We start from the raw sequence: 15,277 nt of genomic DNA, 5'->3' as shown, positions 1-15,277 counted from the left end.
TTTTGGGTTTGGCTTATCGGATATCTTTTCTAAAGTTTCTATATTTGTATGTATAACAACTAACTTGTATTGAATGGGCTTATTAGAGTTTTTGGGAGATATATTAGGAGACTTGCTGACTCCATCGCGCGATGGAAACAGCGACAAAAAAGGCAACGATGGCTGTTTTTGGTACGGACTGGTTATCTTCTTCATCTTTATAGGCGTGTTTGTTTGGTTGAATCTTGATTGATAACTCTCGATGATAAAGTATCATCGGCGAACGAATATAGAATGAAACATATAGATACTATCGCATTTGATGCGGATGATACCCTTTGGGTAAATCAAACTTATTTTGACGAAACGGAGTACCGTTTTCGTGAACTTCTCGAAAAACATTTGCCGTATGAGCAAATCTCGGAAGAACTGCTTAGAATAGAAATAGATAACATGCCAATCTATGGCTTTGGAGTAAAAGCCTTTACCTTATCGATGGTAGAGGCTGCTCTCAAAATATCGGATTATAAAATCAAGCCGGAGGTTATTCAGCAAATATTAGATTTGGGTAAAGAGATTTTGTTGAAACCGATCGAACTGCTCGATGGTGTAGATGAGGTAATGAAGATGCTTAGTGGAAGGTATAGGCTGGTGGTGGTAACTAAGGGCGACTTGTTGGATCAGGAGCGTAAGCTTAGTGCTTCGGGTTTGGAGCATTACTTTCACCATATCGAGATAATGAGCGATAAGCAACGGAAGGATTACCGCAAGCTATTCAAGAATCTGGATTGTAAACCCGAAAACTTCCTGATGATAGGTAACTCCTTGAAATCGGATATTGTACCCGTCTTAGAATTAGACGGATATGCAGCCTATGTGCCTTTTCACAGCACATGGGCACACGAGAAACTGGAGGATAAAGTAATACATCCTAACTTGGTGCGAATAGATAAGATAACTGAAATATTACCATACTTGATACGATGAAACAGAAACTGGATATAGAAAACTGGGTTAGAAAAGGACACTATTTGTTTTTCAAGAATTTTGATGAGCCGTTTTACGGTGTTTGTGTTAATATCGATTGTACAAAGGCGTACAGAAAGGCAAAGGAGCTTAAAACTTCTTTCTTTCTCTACTATTTGCACAAATCTACATGTGCTGTCAATAGCGTAGAGGCTCTTCGTTACCGTATAGAAGGCAACGATGTCTATCTGTATGATAAGGTTGATCCTGAGGCTACAATCGATCGCCCTAACGGAACGTTCGGATTCAGCCATATGGAATTTCACGAAGATTACGACCTCTTTGTTACTGAGGCTTCCAAGGTGGTAGATGAGGTGAGGAATAGCACTTCTATGGATTTTTGTGCAGCAGTAAATGCCATTCATTATTCGGCTGTGCCTTGGATTAACTTTACATCACTATCGCATGCCCGTAACTTTTCGAGAGAAGACAGCTGCCCTAAAATATCGTTCGGGAAAATGACCGAAACAGATGGGAAACTGTCAATGCCCGTATCCATTCATGTGCATCATGCTTTGGTTGATGGTGCCCATATCGGACAATATATTGATGAATTTCAGAAACTAATGAACGATTAATGCCTTTGGTATGTTTACTCGTTGTACTTGCTTTGCTCTTTAGAAATATTAGGATAAAGTAACTAAGTAATTCTAAATATTTAAAGCGATGATTTACCGGCATAACTATCTTTGGTTGTTATGCCCAGCCAAAGCAATAAAAAGGTCTGCGACCTTACTCTGAAATATTGGGACGAATTAAACATATCACATAATTTATTAATTAGTAGCATGAGCGACTTTAAAGAGCAATATTGGAAATACTCGTTGTTGATTATTATTATCATCCTGGGTGGAATAGTATTTAAGGAAACTCTGCCTTTTTTAAGCGGGGTTTTGGGAGCTTGTACCGTATATGTGCTTGTACGCAGGCAGATGTCGTATCTGTCGGAAACAAAAAAAATGCGCAGAAGTATTGCGGCAACGATTATTTTGGTTGAGGTGGCTTTGATTTTTCTGGTGCCTGCCTTTTTTGTTATATGGCTTTTGGTAAACCGATTGCAATCGGTCAATTTAGAGCCGAGTGTACTCATCAAAACCATTCAGCATCTGGTAGATCTCATTCAGCAAAAAACAGGCTATGATCTGCTGAGTGGTGAGAATCTGACTATGATTACTTCTAATATTACGGGTATCGTACAGATGTTGGTAGGTCAGGTAAGTTCTTTCCTTATCAACTCCTTTGTGCTTCTTTTTGTGTTGTATTTCATGCTGTTGGGCGGTAAGCGTATGGAGTCGTACGTATATGATATATTGCCTTTCAGAAATAAGAATAAAAAGGATGTGATCAAATCTGCCAAAGTAATGGTTACTTCCAATGCCATTGGTATTCCTCTTTTGGCTTTGATACAAGGATGTATTGCGATGATCGGTTATTTGATTTTCGGAACACCCGATCCTGTTATTTTCGGATTCCTTACTTGTTTTGCTACCATACTGCCACTTATCGGTACTGCTCTGATATGGTTTCCGCTGGCAGCCTATCTCGCCTTGACGGGTGATTGGGCGGGTGCAATAGGTCTTACTATTTATGCACTGGTTGTAATTTCGAATATAGATAATCTGGTACGTTTTCTTTTACAGAAGAAACTTGCCGATACGCATCCTATGGTGACCATCTTCGGGGTGGTACTCGGATTATCTTTGTTTGGCTTCTGGGGTGTGATATTCGGGCCGCTTTTGCTATCGTTATTCTTGCTGTGCTTCGATATGTTTAAACGAGATTATATTGATGACCAAAAATAAACTTAGGGTTGATTCTCGAATTTCTTTAGAACCGATTTCAACATACTTCGCACAATGATGTAATGAAATGGATATATAATTGAGAAATATACCCTTCCCAATAAATTATGGAACTTAACCAGAGTAGATACAGTAACATCTTTATCTCTCTCGTTAAGTTCTTTTACTTTAATAGACAGATACATCACCAAATGCTTATCGTTGGCACATAATATGGTTTCTTCATCCGACTTTTCGGAGATGCTCATGAATTTATAGGTACCGCCTGTTCGTATACTTTTCTCCAGTTTGTGTCTGCTATCGTTGTTTCCTCCTTGTATGCCAAAAGGTTTCACTAATAGATTCCGGAGTTTGAAAAGCCTTTCCACCCATTGGGGAGAATCAGTCCAGAATGCTATCATAATATCATCGGAGGATACTTTCTTCCGGCTGCTAAAGTTACATTGAAGGCATTCAATGTAATTGGCCGGCAGATATTTATAGATAAGATCGGCCTCCTGTATTTGGAATTTCCTTATTTTCATAGATCTGATTTGTTTGTACCTTAAAGGTATAAAAATATTTAGAAGAGGGTACTATGTTAATACAATGAACATAAATTAAGAGATGGGTGTTTAACTTACATGTCATTCATAATACTAATATAAAGCGACCAAAAGATATGGGAAAGTTTGAAATTGTAAAGAGAAAGAACGGGGAGTTCCAGTTTAATCTTAAAGCTGGTAACGGGCAAGTTGTTTTGACAAGCGAAGGGTATACTACTAAAGCGAATTGTCAGAATGGGCTTGATTCTGTAAAGAAGAATGCCAAAGATGATGCACATTATGAAAGAAAAGAGGCTGCCAATAAAAAATATTATTTTAATTTGAAAGCTACAAATGGACAAATCATAGGCACTAGTCAAATGTATGAAAGTGAAGCAGGTAGGGAAAAAGGAATAGAATCAGTAAAGAAGAATGCTCCGGAATCAACGGTGGCAGATCTCTCTATTGAGATTTAAAATTTACTTACCTAACTAATATGTCTAAATCGGGAGAGGGGCGATCTTAAATCTAAGATTGCCCCTTGTTTATTTCAAGGTCTCAGACCTTTTTCTTTTAATTATTACCTTTTGTTGAGAGCTTCCTGATACGCTTCGTAATAAGGTGTCGAAACAAACGGGCCTTTTGGAAAAGATGCATCCTGCAATTCCTGCATGGCAAACATATCGTCTCCGATCATCCAAGGATAAAATCCGATGTAGTTTTTTAGAAGAAACAGCAATTGATTATCGGTTTCTTGCTCTGCACCGTTCAAGAAGATTTTGTTTACATACTTTCCTCCAATGCATAGCTGATCTTGTATTCCATTCGTGTAATTGATAATTGCCACTAATCGGGCATCGATGGGCGATGGCTGTTGTGCAGGTCGAAGTGAGTCGATACGACTTTTAAGCTTCCCTATTTTGATAGAGTCATCAATAGTAGCATCTAATACCCCTTTTCTGTCTTTTTCGAATTGAGGTAGATCCAGCTGAATATCATTGGGGCTAATGGCAGCCTCGGATTCTACGATGTAATTGTAATATAGAACCGAGATATTGCTGATACTGAGATCGGTCTTGTTGATCTCAGTTTCTTGTTGAGGTGCATTGTCTTTTTTTTGTTTATTATTACAGCTTGTTATGGCGAGTAATAAAATAGAAATAAATATAAAGCTGTGAGTTTTCATCTGAGAGGGGAGATTAATTTATTTGACAATATTTTTAGGTAATATATTCAATATTTTAGGATGAGTGTTGAATCGCTTGACGAAGGTCAATTGGAAAGTCCCCGAACTGAGCATTGTACTGGCCTCGTCCGACATTTGTACAGCGATGCTGTTTGTCAGAACCGATATTCCGATAGACCAATCGTGTGCATGGTATCCGGCAGATGCTCTGGGGAAAAAATTGGGGTATACCTCTAGTTTTTGTTTGCCGAATCTATCTATTCTTTCAGCACCTACATTTACACCTACTGTTACTGAGCCTGCTACAAAGTAGTTTTTTTTGATAACCCATGTGTAGCCATAGCCTCCATTTACTCCAAATTGAAAATTATCGAACTGCTTTTTGTTATTAGGCAAAACAGCAGTTAAAGTGCTGTCGGAACGAATTCGGCTCTGAAAAACATTTCCACCTAAAAGGAAACCTCCTGCCGATTTTATTTGTTTTTCGCTCAGGTTATAAGCTGCTTTATACGAGAACTTTTTGTTGTTGAATACATACATACCATGTGCTCCGTATTGAGTGATTTGTACATCGGAAGCCCTGATATAATTCTCGTCATCGTCTTCATACAACTTATTATAACCCCGATAGTTTTGTAGAAACAGGTCAATAACAAACTTTCGGGCATAATAATGATATTGAAAATCGAATGACTTGGTTCTGCCTTTACTCTTATCCCTTAAAAACTGAAATCCATACGATCCGCTCATACTCAAGTTTTTCCATGTAAAACCCAGCCCTATGTTTACGGGTGTGTTGGGTATCAAAGAAAAATTGCGCATCGACTTGGCATCGTATTCCTGCGAAAGGGTAAGAAACTTGCTTGAAACAGATGTTTGTATAGAGAATTTCTGCTCGAAAGGGATAATGTACAAGCTGTCTATCTGTGCAACAGATACACTTTGGTACAGACCAATCAAAAGTAAAAAACTGATGAATCGGGCAGAATAATTATTTATTAAGGCCTTTGTTGGGGAAGCAGTATTCCTCATTGTATTTCCAGAATATTGAATGAGCGCCAAAGATAGACATTTTTAGTATAGACGAAATAAATAGTAAGAAATGAATAATATTAAAACAAAAGCTTTGTTTTAAACGTTTGATAAATACACGATCAATGTATCAGACCTATTTAGAATTTTGGCAAGTAGCACAATTGTAATAGGTTATGATTCTCATAATAGATTCCCAGATACTTTTATTCACTTAAAAATACTGTTATGGAAAAAGAAAACTATGAATTGATAGACAATAGTCCCGACAAACAATACGAATTTCGCATCGGTGACCAAATTGCCAAGATAGAATACATCAAAACCCAAAATGGCGAAATATACCTCACACATACCGAAGTACCTGTTACGCTTGAAGGAAGGGGAATAGGTTCGCAATTAATAGAAAAAGTACTTCAAAACATAGAGTTGCAAGAACTTCGTTTAGTACCCTTGTGCCCTTTTGTGGCGGGCTATATTCAAAAACACCCCGATTGGAGACGTATTGTAATGAGAGGAATCAACATTTAAAATTTAAGGATATGGATATTAATAAAAAGATTGAATATTCGAATGGCGAATTGACCATTATCTGGCAACCTTCTCTTTGTCAACATGCAGGAGTTTGTGTGAAAATGTTGCCCAAGGTGTACAATCCACAAGAAAGACCTTGGATGAAGATCGAAAATGCAACAACAGAGCAATTGATGGCTCAGGTAGATGCCTGCCCATCGGGAGCTCTATCTTATAGAATGGAAAAATAAATAAGGTTGCAAGCCTTTCTATTTATATAAATCAGTGATTGTTACTAATCACTGATTTTTTTTGTGAAAACTGAGATTGATTTTGAACAGAAAGAGATATAAAATTTCAGCTTTAAATACCTTGAAAATTAATCTTTTAAAGTTGTTTGTTCAAATATTTGATATTTAATATATTACATGTTGATTGGTCTGAACCGCTTTTAGTGTTATATTTATGAAAGTAAATCGGTCTCTTTTAGAATAAACATAACATTAATTTTATATATAATACTTATTAGAAAATGGCGTACACAAAAAAAATGCTGGCTGTGTTACTTATAAGCGTCTGTGCTTATGGTAGTTTGTCGGCTCAAGAATCTGATTTCGATCTGGCATCTCAAAGATCAGAATCGCAGGATGTATTGAAAGTTCCCGGTCAAAAACTAGATCACAAAGGGATAATAATTAATCCTACTCCCCAAAGTATTAAGATAAATGAGGCGGGTAAGCTTGATATTACCCAAGGGGTTAACGTAAACGATAAGCAGGGTAAGTTTTCAAAATATTTAGGGTTTCTCCTTCTTCTTCAAAAAGGAGTGAAGCTAACCATCGATTATGGTACAGGTTCAGCAAATAAGCTGGGTGTGAAAAGTGTATCGGGAGCATATGTCCTGACTATCGATAAAGCCGGAATATCTATTACGGGATACGACGAAAGAGGTGCTTTTTATGGTTTACAGACACTTAAGCAATTAATTAAAAGTCCAATCTCAAAATCGGGTAAATTACCTTATATGGTAATTAACGATTATCCCGATCTTAAATATAGAGGTGTTGTCGAAGGATTTTACGGAACTCCATGGTCGCATGAGGTTCGTATGTCTTTGATCGATTTTTATGGTAGATTCAAGATGAATAGTTATCTGTATGGACCTAAAGACGATCCTTATCACAGTTCTCCAAACTGGCGACTTCCTTATCCTGTATCGGAAGCGAAAAATATACATGAGCTGGTAGAGGCGTGTAATCGCAATAGAGTTGATTTTGTTTGGGCAATTCACCCGGGAGTAGATATCAAGTGGAACGAAGAGGACTATGTGAATCTGGTCAACAAATTCGAAATGATGTATGATCTTGGAGTACGTTCATTTGCAATTTTCTTTGATGATATTTCGGGAGAGGGAACAAATCCAATCAAACAAACTGAGCTTTTGAACCGACTAAATACCGATTTTGTAAAAGTAAAAGGTGATGTATCTTCCTTAATAGTTTGTCCGACCGACTATTCTAAATTGTGGGCAAATCCTTCACCACAAGGAAGCCTTGCCATATACGGTGATACACTTGATCCATCGGTCGAAGTATTCTGGACTGGAGACGCTGTGTGTACCGACTTAACTAAAGAGACTATGGATTGGGTCAATTCTCGAATCAAGAGACCTGCATTATATTGGTGGAACTATCCGGTGACCGACTATGTACGCCATATCATTATGCAAGGGCCTGTATATGGTTTAGATACTAGTTTGACTCAAGCTGATGTGAGTGGTCTTGTAAGTAACCCGATGGAACATGGCGAAGCTTCGAAATTAGCACTTTACGGTGTTGCAGATTATACGTGGAATATGAGTGCTTATAATCCTATTGACAATTGGGAGAGAGCTTTTAACGAACTTACACCTGAGGTAAGAGATGCTTATAGAACGTTTGCAATACACTCGAGTGATACGGAAACGGGTTATCGCAGAGATGAATCGTGGGAAACTGAGACTTTTAGAATTGGAAATTATACAGATCAACAATTCAACAATCTATATAAAGAATTTGAAAAAGTAGAGAAAGTGCCTTCTGAACTTCATGCAAATTGTAAGAACAAAGCTTTGGTGAAAGAACTTAGCCCATGGCTTGAAGAATTTGGTAAACTGGGAACTAGAGGTAAAAAGACTCTCGAGATTACTCAGTTTTACAAATCGGCAAATAACCCAGATTTTTGGGCGGCATATGTAAATAACTTGATGAGTGCAGAAGATAGAAAAGCGTATGAGGCTCATAAATCGGGAACAATGAAACTTCAGCCATTCTACGAAAATGCAATGGATGATATGTTGTACGGATTCTTTACTAAACTAACGGGCGAAGTGCCTGCATCGTACAGAGGTATAGCATCGTACAGTAATATGAAAACGACTCTTAGTAAGCTTATGTTTGATAATGACTCGATAACTCATTATACATCGGGTACAGGACAATCGACTGGTGATTGGATTGGGGCAGACCTAGGTCGTATAAGAGATGTTCGGGAGGTATCTATCTTACAAGGTAGAAATTCGGTTGACGATGTTGACTACTTTGACCATGCAATACTTGAGTATTCGGTAGATGGAAAAGAGTGGAAGCCTATGATCGACAATATGAAGAATCAGTATATTGTTAATTGGACTGGCGAACCGGTGCAAGCAAAATACATAAGATTAAGAAAATTAGAATCATCTAAAAAGAATTGGGCGGCTATTCGTTCGTTTGAGGTGAATCCTATGAGAGCCGAACATTTAGGTTTTAAGGTTGAAACCGACAATTTAAATGCTGCTCTTTATGCTTTTGACAATAATCCGAGTACTTCGTTTTTAAATAAAGGTATTCTTGCTTTTGAAGTTCCCAAGAATGTTACAGGATATACTATGCTGTTAAGACTACCAAGCAATGATGCAGGTTCAGTAAAACTAAGACAAGTTGCAAAAAATGGAACTTTGATATCTGAAACTACTATCAACACTCCTTTCTTGAATGTGAACTTAGAAAAAGATGTAGCAAAGATAGAGATTGAAGGCAATGTAGAAATATTCGAAATTATTTCAACTCAAAAATAAGGTATGATTTGTAGGTGAAGTTTTCACCTATCGTACTACTTTGTTATCACCATAAAAAAGATCAATTGGATTTTATCTGATTGATCTTTTTGTGGTTTTATATTTTCTTTTTGTTAAAAAATGAATATAATATAATCTTTTGTATTGTTTTTCGTTATTAAACTGACTTTGTGTTTAAAGTGAATTTTAAGTAACAACATTTATTTATGTGTGGAATTGTAGGTTACATTGGTTTTAGGGAAGCGTACCCTATTTTAATAAAAGGATTGCATCGCCTCGAATACAGAGGTTATGATAGTGCTGGAGTTGCTATAATAAATAGCGAAAACAATCTGTCTATTTATAAGGCTAAGGGTAGGGTGCAGGATTTGGAAGAGTTTGCAAAAGATAAAGACCTGTCGGGAACTATCGGTATAGCTCATACCCGTTGGGCAACGCATGGAGAACCGAGCAATGCAAATGCTCACCCTCATTATTCTCAATCCGAATCTTTAGCATTGATTCACAATGGTATCATCGAGAATTATGCTGTTCTAAAGGCTGAACTGAAGGCCAAGGGGTATACATTTCAAAGTAACACCGATACGGAGGTGTTGGTGCAATTGATTGAATACATAAAAAAACTGAACGATTGCGACTTGTTTACTGCCGTTCAGCTATCATTAAATCAGGTGATAGGAGCTTATGCTATAGCAGTTCTTGAGAAAGGAAATCCCGATCAGATTATTGCCGCCCGAAAAAGTAGCCCTCTGGTGGTAGGTGTCGGCGAAGGCGAATTTTTTCTGGCTTCCGATGCTTCGCCCATTATTGAATTTACGAATAAAGTAATTTATCTGGATGACGAAGAGATTGTAGTTATCAAACGGAACGAAGAGCCAAAAGTGGTGACTATATCGAACGTTCGGAAAACGCATAAGATAGCAGAGCTTGAGATGAATCTGAGCCAATTGGAAAGAGGAGGTTACGATCATTTCATGTTGAAAGAAATTTTTGAGCAACCCGAAACCTTGAGAAGCTGCATGAGTGGACGTATCAACGTGGAAGGCACTAATGTTGCTCTTTCGGGGATAATAGATCATATCGACAAGTTTAAGAAAGCCAGACGTATCCTTATCATTGCTTGCGGTACTTCGTGGCATGCAGGGTTGATAGGAGAATATCTGATTGAAGAGTTTTGCCGTATACCGGTAGAAGTTGAATATGCTTCGGAATTCAGATACCGCAATCCGGTGATTGAGCCCGATGACATTGTTATCGCTATTTCTCAATCGGGAGAGACTGCCGATTCTCTGGCGGCGATCGAATTGGCTCGCAAGGCGGGTGCCTTTGTATATGGAGTGTGTAATGTGGTGGGTGCTTCTATTCCTCGTAATACCGACTCGGGTTCGTATACCCATTGTGGTCCCGAGATTGGGGTTGCTTCCACCAAAGCTTTTACGGCTCAGGTAATGGTGCTTACGATGATGGCTCTTACTATCGGTAAAGAAAAGGCTACGGTAACAGACGAGCGTTATCTTCATCTGCTGAAAGAGCTGCAAAACATTCCCGATAAGATTACTTCTATTCTGGCTCTGAATGATAAGATAAAAGAGCTTTCGTTGATATTTACGTATGCTCACAATTTTATTTACTTGGGGCGTGGATATAGCTATCCGATAGCTTTGGAAGGAGCCTTAAAATTGAAAGAGATTTCTTACATTCATGCAGAAGGATATCCTGCCGCCGAAATGAAGCATGGCCCGATTGCCCTTATTGATAATGAGATGCCTATTGTAGCCATTGCCACAAACAATGCTATATACGAAAAGGTAGTGAGCAATATTCAGGAAATAAAGGCTCGTAAGGGTAAGGTGATAGCCATTATAAATGAAGGTGACAAATCGATAAAGGCACTGGCTGATTATTCGATAGAAATACCGATAACCGATGAGTGTCTCGATCCGATATTGTCGTGTATACCATTGCAACTGCTGGCTTATCATATTGCCGTGAATAAGAACAGAGATGTAGATATGCCTCGTAACCTCGCAAAATCGGTAACGGTGGAGTAATTGTAGGGACGTATTAAAAGAGATATGATACACAGAATACGCTGATATTGCATATTTTATATTAAACGCAAAGTCGCAAAGACACTATTATCTTACTTATGATTTTCGGATAAGAAAGAAAAAAAAATTGCGACTTTGCGTTTAGAAAAAATTGTATTTTCTGTTATTTCAGTGTAATTTGTGTTCTGTTACCAGTCTTTTATTTCTGTTCTTTCTTTTTCATTTCCCGTATCATCTTATAGCAGATGAAACTAAGGAATAAACCTACTATAATGATAATCGACCAAAGAAATGCAGGCTCTTCGATCCACATTTTATCACGTTGGTTGGAGTTTTCCTTGCTTTCTATCTTTTGAAAGTTAGATGTCTTTAGAATCTGTAAATCTTCGGGAATCTCTTCCTGAAAGTATTTTATATCATAATCGGAACTGGGTGAGATATCCCTATTTCCAATAATAAGAGTATAACATTGCCCTTCTTCGAGATAAGCACATAAGTAGCGATTCAAAGCATATGCTTTTATCGAATCTATCACAAGCGGAGGATTGCCTTTGTTATCGATAACAATAGTTGCATCGGGGGATATACGGGCACTATTCAGTACAACTGTATTCTCGCCTTTAGAGGACAAGTCGAATCTTAATATATAATCCTTGCCCTTTATCTCTGACTTGCGGTAATATTCAGCCTTACTGTTAATGAAGAAGATCAGCTTATTGAGGCGATAGTTATAGGGCAGATCGGTAAAACGTATGTATGTTTTCTTATCAGTACTGTCCTTTCTTGTGAATCTGCCCAGATCGATTTCAGTTTGCTGAGCATAAATATTCGAATTTTTGAATTTCCCTACTTTTACTACTTTGAGAGGGCTGGGTTGGTTATTAGTCAGCGTAATCTCATAGTATCTATAATTGCCTTGTGGAAAATCCACTATAAGTATTTCGTTGTTTCCTTCCTTGAATCCCGAATAGGTAATATTCTCCTGCTTTTTAACAATGTACCATTTCTTAAGGTCATTACTTCCTCTCAGTCGCACATATTTGTCAACCTCGGCACTTTCTATAATTATAGAGAATCGGCTTAGATTTTCAGCACTTTCATTCTTTACTATAATTGTATTGATGCTGTCCTTTTCTGTATTGCTCTCAAGGTCGTAGCTGATAAATTGATTGATTGCCCGTACAGGATTTTGTGTACGTACAAAGTAGGGTACTTCGTTGCCGATGGTATCGTTTATTCTTATATCAGAAAAGTCGATATTATTCGATACAGCAATAATTCGCTTATCGAGCAGGATATTATAATAACCACTTTGCTTTATGGTATCGATATCCGCCACAAACCAGCTCTGTGCCGTTATACACAAGCTGATTAAATACAGTACGGTTGATAATAGGTATTTCATTCTTCGTTATTAAATATTTAAGGTTTCAAACCTTTTTATTGGTTCGGTAAGCTGAACAACAACAACAATTAATTATCGCTTAAAAGTATTGTAATATTTATTTTATACTTATTGCTCATTTTCGGGTGTATCTGCTTTTACAAGAGTTTTGATTTTTTGTTGCAGGAACGACACAAGGAGAATGATAACTCCCAACATAATGAACGACACTATGCGACCCGCCTGCGACATATGCCATACATCATATGCATAGAATTTTACAATAATCAAGGCAAAGAAGATAAGGGATATTTTACGAAGAATAACCTCTTTACCTTTCAATCCCCAGATCATAAGTCCCATAGCGATAAGTGCCCATAGAACCGGAAATACAAAGGTACGTACATCGTACAATACATCACTATAATTGTTGGTGTTACTGAATATCATAACACTTATATTTTCGGTTTCGATACCCAATAGAAGCGTCGATATAATGGTCATTCCCCAATAGAATGGTTTTAGTTTACCGGGTACTGCCGACTTGACGTTTCTGATAAGGGTAGCGATAATAAACGTAAGGGGTATAAGTGCAACAAAATGCAGCAGGAAATATGCCTTAGGATATGCTGGGAAACCAAATGTATTATCTCTGAGTTCTGTAACATAATACCAGTATACGAGAGAGTAGATTACTGTAAATATCGATAGGAGACCGAACAACATACTTCTTTTTTCAATTTCTTTTCTATACAAAAAGCTGAGTATCGATACATACACCGAAGTATAGGCAGTCATAATCACATAACGTAGACTTATGTTGTAATCCAGTTCAAGGCGATATTGAATATGGTAGTTGATCTCCAGAAATGGTACCAGATAAGTAAATAGTATAAGAATAAGTCCGATGGCACATGTGTAATCTTTTGTTCTGAACAATCGTCTGTTTCCTATTTCTATTACCGAGTTTCCATCCTCTTTACGTAAGAGCAGTTTGCTGACGAAAAAGCTTGCAATAACCACCAGTCCCGTAATACATACAGAGTTGAGGATGACAGGCATAGGCGTAAAGGTAGGAACATAGTTGTGTGTTATATCGATCAGATATGAGCATATTACAAGCCCTGTTACAATAAAGAATCCCACACGGAATATCTGTATCTGCGATTTTTGCCATAACCAGAGAAGAACGGCCATTTCTACTGCCCAGAACATAGTGATGACATAGCCATTCATCTGGATGGGTATTGCGAGGTTGACAAAGGTCATTACCACTCCGATAATCAGGTAAATAAGATTGCGGTCGATCTCGCTTTTGCGGAACAAGGTAATCATAATAACAGCATTGATTGCTGCAATGATAATTGTTATCAACCCGTTTATATCGTATGTGAAGTCGGAAAATATAGTTAAGCAGGCAAGAAAGAACGATAGGTTATTGGTCAGAATAAGCATTCCCTGATAGGATGTAATCTTATGCTCTCCTCTGAAATGGTCTGCCAATGCCAATATATAGAACTGAGCAAAGAATAATCCGGCAAATAAGGTTGCTCCCTTAAACTGGCTTTCGAATGATATTAGCAGCCACGACCAGAAGAATATAAGAGTCAGTGCATACGATATAATACCTATTACGTGCCATTTCTTGCGGAAGGTCAGGATAAGCATTCCACTGTTGAGTATCAGTATATAAGAGAATAGAACTATATAATTGCCGCTGCCCGTACTTATCATAAGGGGCGAGGCAAAGCCACCGAGTAGCGAGAATATGGCGAGTTCTTTACGATCGTAGTACAGTGAGAGAATAACCGAGAATATGGTAATGGCAATTAATAAAGCAAATGCAATGGGTTGCGAAAACAATTCATATTCTCTGAAAGCGAGGGTTACCGTTATGTAAAGTATCGAAATACCTCCTCCTACAAGTATGGATGAAAAAACCTGATATTTCTCTTTCAGCTTGTGAGCGATGGCTATTATGATACCTCCCGTTAGTAAACCTATGCCGACACGCCCGATTTCGTTGATCCATTCCTGATCGATGGCATATTTTACGAAGAAAGCAATGCCAAGTACGAGGGTTACAATACCAATCTTGGTTAACAGGTTTTCACTGAATATCTTTTCGATGAAACCTTTTTCAGATTCCTGATTATTCTCTTTATTCTGAGGTTTTTCAGCGACTGCCGGTTGTTGAAATACTTCAGAGAATGAGGTTTGAGGTTTATTTCCTGTATTGTTGAAAGCTGCATAAGCCGGAGTTTCATAAACTGGCTGTTCTTCCGGCTCTCTGTCTATTGTTTCTGTAAATGTTTCTTCGGCTTGGGGAATTTCAATAATCTTTTCCTCTGCTTCGGATATAATCGGAGTAGACGGCTTTTCTTCCTTCTGAGAAGCGATGTTTTCAACTGCCTTTTCGATGGGTTGAATTGAATCTGCCAACTGTGCAACTTGATATTTGTCCTCAAGGTTTTGTATTGCATCCAGAATTTTTTGAATGTCTTTCTTATCTGCCGATCGGTCGAGCAGTTGCTTTGTATTTGTGCCTATCTCTATTATATGATTAAACAAATAGGTTACCTTCTTTGTCAATTTCCAGATTTTAAATAGTAAGAAAAAGGGCACAACTGCAGCTAAAACGAGTAATGAGATTACGATAATTATTATACTGTCCATGCAATTT

14 protein-coding genes are annotated in these 15,277 nt (G+C 37.8%); 9 read left to right on the top strand and 5 right to left on the bottom strand.

What is annotated here, in order from left to right:
* The first annotated feature begins 73 nt into the window (after positions 1-73).
* The 4 genes from CLV62_RS21640 (at position 74) to CLV62_RS02090 (ending at position 2,807) form a co-directional block, all read left to right on the top strand.
* Complete coding sequence (locus tag CLV62_RS21640; RefSeq protein WP_170119995.1) at positions 74-232, top strand: hypothetical protein; 159 nt, start codon at positions 74-76, stop codon at positions 230-232.
* Positions 233-273: 41 nt separating this feature from the next.
* The gene (locus CLV62_RS02100; protein ID WP_110309119.1) at positions 274-966 is read left to right on the top strand and encodes an HAD family hydrolase; all 693 of its coding nucleotides are present in this window, start codon (positions 274-276) and stop codon (positions 964-966) included.
* On the top strand, positions 963-1,583 hold the full coding sequence (locus tag CLV62_RS02095) for a chloramphenicol acetyltransferase (RefSeq protein WP_110309118.1): 621 nt from the start codon (positions 963-965) through the stop codon (positions 1,581-1,583). Before CLV62_RS02100 ends, CLV62_RS02095 begins: the two co-directional genes overlap by 4 nt.
* 210 nt (positions 1,584-1,793) lie before the next feature.
* Complete coding sequence (locus CLV62_RS02090) at positions 1,794-2,807, top strand: AI-2E family transporter (protein ID WP_110309117.1); 1,014 nt, start codon at positions 1,794-1,796, stop codon at positions 2,805-2,807.
* 2 nt (positions 2,808-2,809) lie between these two features.
* Here CLV62_RS02090 and CLV62_RS02085 read toward each other — a convergent pair whose 3' ends face one another.
* Positions 2,810-3,331 (bottom strand): DUF2867 domain-containing protein, encoded by a 522-nt coding sequence (locus tag CLV62_RS02085; protein WP_110309116.1) that lies wholly within the window; start codon positions 3,329-3,331, stop codon positions 2,810-2,812.
* A gap of 137 nt (positions 3,332-3,468) precedes the next feature.
* On the opposite strand from CLV62_RS02085, the gene CLV62_RS02080 reads away from it, so the two are divergent.
* Positions 3,469-3,807, top strand: coding sequence for a YegP family protein (locus CLV62_RS02080; protein WP_110309115.1), 339 nt, complete (start codon positions 3,469-3,471; stop codon positions 3,805-3,807).
* A gap of 104 nt (positions 3,808-3,911) precedes the next feature.
* Here CLV62_RS02080 and CLV62_RS02075 read toward each other — a convergent pair whose 3' ends face one another.
* Both CLV62_RS02075 and CLV62_RS02070 read right to left on the bottom strand, forming a co-directional pair.
* Positions 3,912-4,517: a hypothetical protein gene (locus CLV62_RS02075; protein WP_110309114.1), complete on the bottom strand. Its 606-nt coding sequence runs from the start codon at positions 4,515-4,517 to the stop codon at positions 3,912-3,914.
* A gap of 18 nt (positions 4,518-4,535) precedes the next feature.
* Complete coding sequence (locus tag CLV62_RS02070) at positions 4,536-5,549, bottom strand: DUF4421 family protein (RefSeq protein ID WP_110309113.1); 1,014 nt, start codon at positions 5,547-5,549, stop codon at positions 4,536-4,538.
* A 228-nt stretch (positions 5,550-5,777) separates the two neighbouring features.
* Between CLV62_RS02070 and CLV62_RS02065 the strand changes: the two genes are divergently transcribed.
* The 4 genes from CLV62_RS02065 to glmS all read left to right on the top strand — a co-directional run bounded on the left by CLV62_RS02065 (position 5,778) and on the right by glmS (position 11,210).
* Entirely contained in the window at positions 5,778-6,080 is a 303-nt protein-coding gene (locus tag CLV62_RS02065) for a GNAT family N-acetyltransferase (RefSeq protein ID WP_110309112.1), read from the top strand.
* 17 nt (positions 6,081-6,097) lie between these two features.
* The gene (locus CLV62_RS02060; RefSeq protein WP_110309261.1) at positions 6,098-6,313 is read left to right on the top strand and encodes a (4Fe-4S)-binding protein; all 216 of its coding nucleotides are present in this window, start codon (positions 6,098-6,100) and stop codon (positions 6,311-6,313) included.
* Positions 6,314-6,594: 281 nt separating this feature from the next.
* Entirely contained in the window at positions 6,595-9,159 is a 2,565-nt protein-coding gene (locus tag CLV62_RS02055) for a beta-N-acetylglucosaminidase domain-containing protein (RefSeq protein ID WP_110309111.1), read from the top strand.
* Positions 9,160-9,365: 206 nt separating this feature from the next.
* On the top strand, positions 9,366-11,210 hold the full coding sequence (gene glmS / locus CLV62_RS02050; protein ID WP_110309110.1) for a glutamine--fructose-6-phosphate transaminase (isomerizing): 1,845 nt from the start codon (positions 9,366-9,368) through the stop codon (positions 11,208-11,210).
* A gap of 199 nt (positions 11,211-11,409) precedes the next feature.
* Here the strand turns inward: glmS and CLV62_RS02045 are convergent, their stop codons facing one another.
* Together CLV62_RS02045 and CLV62_RS02040 are read right to left on the bottom strand one after the other, a co-directional pair.
* Positions 11,410-12,615, bottom strand: a complete 1,206-nt coding sequence (locus CLV62_RS02045) for a hypothetical protein (RefSeq protein ID WP_110309109.1) — start codon at positions 12,613-12,615, stop codon at positions 11,410-11,412.
* A gap of 108 nt (positions 12,616-12,723) precedes the next feature.
* The gene (locus CLV62_RS02040) at positions 12,724-15,270 is read right to left on the bottom strand and encodes a DUF2339 domain-containing protein (protein WP_110309108.1); all 2,547 of its coding nucleotides are present in this window, start codon (positions 15,268-15,270) and stop codon (positions 12,724-12,726) included.
* Between the last annotated feature and the right edge of the window lie 7 nt (positions 15,271-15,277).

The organism is Indolivaga alginatilytica, from assembly GCF_003201355.1.
Classification (GTDB): Bacteria; Bacteroidota; Bacteroidia; order Bacteroidales; family Dysgonomonadaceae; genus Dysgonomonas_A; species Dysgonomonas_A alginatilytica.
This window is presented reverse-complemented; position numbering and strand designations above follow the sequence as displayed.

Coding starts and splice junctions, on each gene's coding strand:
- CLV62_RS02090 (WP_110309117.1), top strand. CDS start 1,794: ATGAGCGACTTTAAAGAGCAATATTGGAAATACTCGTTGTTGATTATT.
- glmS (WP_110309110.1), top strand. CDS start 9,366: ATGTGTGGAATTGTAGGTTACATTGGTTTTAGGGAAGCGTACCCTATT.
- CLV62_RS02080 (WP_110309115.1), top strand. CDS start 3,469: ATGGGAAAGTTTGAAATTGTAAAGAGAAAGAACGGGGAGTTCCAGTTT.
- CLV62_RS02065 (WP_110309112.1), top strand. CDS start 5,778: ATGGAAAAAGAAAACTATGAATTGATAGACAATAGTCCCGACAAACAA.
- CLV62_RS02100 (WP_110309119.1), top strand. CDS start 274: ATGAAACATATAGATACTATCGCATTTGATGCGGATGATACCCTTTGG.
- CLV62_RS02070 (WP_110309113.1), bottom strand. CDS start 5,549: ATGAGGAATACTGCTTCCCCAACAAAGGCCTTAATAAATAATTATTCT.
- CLV62_RS02055 (WP_110309111.1), top strand. CDS start 6,595: ATGGCGTACACAAAAAAAATGCTGGCTGTGTTACTTATAAGCGTCTGT.
- CLV62_RS02095 (WP_110309118.1), top strand. CDS start 963: ATGAAACAGAAACTGGATATAGAAAACTGGGTTAGAAAAGGACACTAT.
- CLV62_RS02040 (WP_110309108.1), bottom strand. CDS start 15,270: ATGGACAGTATAATAATTATCGTAATCTCATTACTCGTTTTAGCTGCA.
- CLV62_RS21640 (WP_170119995.1), top strand. CDS start 74: ATGGGCTTATTAGAGTTTTTGGGAGATATATTAGGAGACTTGCTGACT.
- CLV62_RS02085 (WP_110309116.1), bottom strand. CDS start 3,331: ATGAAAATAAGGAAATTCCAAATACAGGAGGCCGATCTTATCTATAAA.
- CLV62_RS02045 (WP_110309109.1), bottom strand. CDS start 12,615: ATGAAATACCTATTATCAACCGTACTGTATTTAATCAGCTTGTGTATA.
- CLV62_RS02075 (WP_110309114.1), bottom strand. CDS start 4,517: ATGAAAACTCACAGCTTTATATTTATTTCTATTTTATTACTCGCCATA.